Source organism: Citrobacter sp. TBCS-14, from assembly GCF_005280805.1.
GTDB lineage: Bacteria > Pseudomonadota > Gammaproteobacteria > Enterobacterales > Enterobacteriaceae > Citrobacter > Citrobacter gillenii.
Window position 1 is genome coordinate 259 of the sequence record NZ_SZWM01001112.1, and the last position, 328, is coordinate 586.

At 57.6% G+C, this 328-nt stretch carries 1 pseudogene; it reads left to right on the top strand.

Annotated features, from left to right (window positions below):
• Window positions 1-203: pseudogene (locus tag FDX22_RS24310) on the top strand (GNAT family N-acetyltransferase); the annotation flags it as partial.
• Window positions 204-328 lie beyond the last annotated feature (125 nt).

Genomic DNA, 328 nt, shown 5'->3' on the forward strand with positions numbered 1-328 from the left:
AGGCGCGTGCAAAAGGTTATACGTCGCTTACGCTGACCACCTTCCGCGATGTGCCGTGGAATGCGCCATTGTACGCGCGACTGGGTTTTGAACTGCTGGCTGACGAGACACTTCCTGCAAAGTTGCGCCAGAAAAGAGAAGAGGAAGCAGCGCATGGGCTGGCGTATGAATCACGCTGCGCCATGCGCCTGATGTTGCGCTAATTGCCCGATGGCGGCTACGCCTTATCGGGTCGACATAACTTTCCCGTAGGCCGGATAAGCGACAGCGCCATCCGGCATCACAGTCTTAGAACGTTTCCCAGTTATCCCCGGCATCCGCTACCGCG